The sequence below is a fragment of the Campylobacter sp. genome (assembly GCF_017646085.1).
In the GTDB taxonomy this organism is placed as follows: domain Bacteria; phylum Campylobacterota; class Campylobacteria; order Campylobacterales; family Campylobacteraceae; genus Campylobacter.
Genome location: NZ_JAGCNF010000038.1, coordinates 1 through 3,232, shown reverse-complemented (window position 1 = coordinate 3,232; position 3,232 = coordinate 1). Strand labels below are relative to the sequence as shown.

4 protein-coding genes are annotated in these 3,232 nt (G+C 34.6%); all 4 read right to left on the bottom strand.

The features are described 5' to 3' along the window. Positions 1-303: DUF4910 domain-containing protein (locus tag J6V67_RS01885; protein WP_291857744.1), on the bottom strand; the 303-nt coding region annotated here is incomplete at its 3' end. Between the two features lie 196 nt (positions 304-499). Next, complete coding sequence (locus tag J6V67_RS01880; protein ID WP_291857742.1) at positions 500-925, bottom strand: type II secretion system protein; 426 nt, start codon at positions 923-925, stop codon at positions 500-502. Then, on the bottom strand, positions 925-2,205 hold the full coding sequence (locus tag J6V67_RS01875; protein WP_291857740.1) for a dihydroorotase family protein: 1,281 nt from the start codon (positions 2,203-2,205) through the stop codon (positions 925-927). The genes J6V67_RS01880 and J6V67_RS01875 overlap by 1 nt, the downstream gene beginning before the upstream one ends. Then, complete coding sequence (locus tag J6V67_RS01870; RefSeq protein ID WP_291857738.1) at positions 2,205-3,137, bottom strand: aspartate carbamoyltransferase catalytic subunit; 933 nt, start codon at positions 3,135-3,137, stop codon at positions 2,205-2,207. Before J6V67_RS01870 ends, J6V67_RS01875 begins: the two co-directional genes overlap by 1 nt. Positions 3,138-3,232 lie beyond the last annotated feature (95 nt).

Sequence of the window (3,232 nt, the reverse complement as noted above, 5' to 3'; positions counted from 1 at the left end):
ACCATCTGGCGTTATGATATAACCATCATTTATCACCCATTCAGGCGGAACTCTCCAATCATAAACCTGCGTACCGCTTGGGATACTAAATCGCTCTAACCCCCCCCCAATAGCTTCATCAATTATATCAAGACTATCTCTAAAGCCCTTTCCTGTGATACTGCGTGGAATTTTATATAATCTTGATATGAGTGCGTGCATACGCTCGCCATAATTGTTATTAAGAGTTAAATTATCAATGTGACAATCTTTTGTGATTGATCTTTGATCTAAATTTGATTGATTGCTGCTATATGGGCTCAACCCCCCCCTTTTTTTTTTTTTAATAAATTTATTCAAAATTTTGATTTTTAAAATTTGGCATTGTATCAAAATTTAAATTAAAGAGCTTTAAAAATATGAAAATTAACCATTTTATCATTTATAGCGTAGCAATTTTATAAATTGCTACATTAATATAAACTTTATAATAAGCAAATTTACCTTTTAATAGTGAAAATTAATTAAATATTCCGCTACTACTTAGAGTGATATCATTATCTATCCACTCTTTAACAGCTGGGATTTTAACTAAAGTTTTGCATAATGGCTCGCTTGAATTACTAGCATCATCAACACTAATAGTATCGCTTGTAAGCGTGATATTTAGGCACCTTATCCAAGCTTCATTTTTATCTAGTGATTTTTTATATGTTGGGGCAAGTTTTTCTAGTTCAGGCTGAGAATTTAAATCTCCAGTTGGTAATTTGCCATTTATAGTATAGTATGCAGTAAGCTGGACGATGCTATCTTTTAGTAAAGTAGCTGATGTTACAGCGCTTGCATCGTCCTTAGTAGCAACTAGCCTAGGCACTGCGATACTGGCTAAAATACCAAGTACCACAATGACAAAGACTAGCTCAATCATTGTAAATGCGCTTCTCATCACGCTACCACATTTGGAAAATCATATACTAATCTTCCAGATTTTATAGTTTTGATCGCTGCACCTTTTAGCTTTTTGCCTAAAAGTGGTGAATTTTGTGATTTGGATTTATTTAGATTTTCGTCATAAATATACTCAAAATCAGGATCAATGATTGTAATATCAGCTAGATAGCCTTCAGATATAACGCCTCTATCGTTTAGTTTTAGTAATTTTGCTGGATTTAAACTAGTTAATTCAACCATTTTATTATAGTTTATAACTCCATCTCTAACCAAATTTAAAGTAAGCGGAATGAGTGTTTGAAGACCAAGTATTCCAAATGGGGCCTTATCAAATTCTCTTTGTTTTTCATCATTATGGTGAGGTGCGTGGTCAGTACAGATAATATCTATAACTCCATTTTTTAGCCCCTCTCTCATCGCTTCTACATCAGCTTTTGTACGAAGTGGTGGAGACATTTTATAATTTGTATCGTAGTTTTCTAGCTCACTCTCATCAAATGTAAAATGATGTGGACACACCTCACAAGTGATATTTATACCCTCTTTTTTAGCTGTCTCTATCAGCTTTAAACTCCACGCACTACTAACATGAGCTATATGGATATGGCCACCTGTGAGCTTAGCTAGTAGCATATCACGACTTATCATTATCTCTTCTTGTTCTCTTGGCATTCCTTTAATGCCTAGCTTCATAGACATTTGGCCTTCATTCATATGACCATTTCTACATAGTGAGCAGTCTTGAGAGTGATTAATAATAAAAGAACCATGAAATGCTGAGTATTCAAGCGCAGCACGCATTACATCACTAGAGCTAACAGGCAATCCATCATCGCTAAATGCTACACATCCAGCCTCACTCATTTCACCCATTTCAGTGATACCGCCGCCTTTCATACCTTTGGTTATAGCTCCAATTGGCATTAAATCTATTAGGCCACGTTTTTTAGCCTTCTCTATCATATCACGAGTTATTGTAGCATTGTCATTTACTGGGTTTGTATTTGCCATTGGACAGCAAGCAGTTACCCCGCCAGCTACTGCAGTTTGTGAACCTGTGATAATATCATCTTTATACTCAAAGCCCGGATCTCTAAAATGCACATGGATATCGATGAGTCCGGGCATAACTAGTTTGCCACTAGCGTCGATAACTTTATCTGCGGCTGGTTCATCTTGAGTGATAGCGATGATTTTATCGTTTTGAATTAAAATATTTGCCTTTTTGCTCTCATTAGCGTTTATTATTGTTCCATTTTTAATTAGAGTTTTCATCATAGCCCTTTGAGATTTTTATATACTATATCTAGAATCGCCATTCTAATTGCTACCCCATTTTCAACCTGAGATAAGATAGTAGATATGCGTGGGTCATCAGCTACATCGCTATTTAACTCTACGCCACGATTGATTGGCCCTGGATGTAGGATTATTACATTTTCTTTGGCTTTTTGCATTCTAGTTTTGCTTAATCCAAAATATCTACAATACTCTCTAATACTTGGAAATGGAGTCTCATCATCGCTTCTTTCTAGCTGAATTCTAAGCATTATAATAGCATCACTACCGCTTACTGCCTCATCCATATCTTTACAAATTTCACAGCCAAAAACCTTAGCATACTGCATCATTTGCGGTGGGCCAAATAGTTTGACTTTTATACCTAGAGTTTGCATAGCATAGATATTTGATCTAGCTACTCTAGAGTGAGCTATATCACCAATAATTGAAACTGTAAGATTATTAAATGAACCAAATTTTTCATATATTGTAAATAGATCTAGTAGAGCCTGAGTAGGATGCTCATTACATCCATCCCCTGCATTTATCACACAGCTAGGAGTACGAGAAGCGACAAATTGCGCTGCGCCTGAGCTACTATGACGCATAATAAATATATCTGTTTGCATAGATTCTATATTTTTGATTGTATCTATTAGGGTTTCGCCTTTATTAGTACTTGAGCTACTAGCAGTGAAATTTATAGCATCGCTTGATAATCTTTTTGCAGCAATTTCAAAGCTTGTGCGTGTTCTAGTAGAGTTTTCAAAGAACGAATTTACAACTGTTACGCCTTTTAAAAGTGGTGATTTTTTCTCATTTTGTAAATTTAGATTTTTGTAATCTTTGGCTAGGTTTAAAATTTGATATATATCCTCAGTAGTAAGATCTTTTGTAGAGATGAGATCTTTTTTGGAGTATGCCATTTTTGCTCCTTTTTTTGATATAGCATTTTATCTATATTTGGCTTAATGATAGATTTAATTTTGAAATTTTATTCATTTATTTAAATTCAAATTTT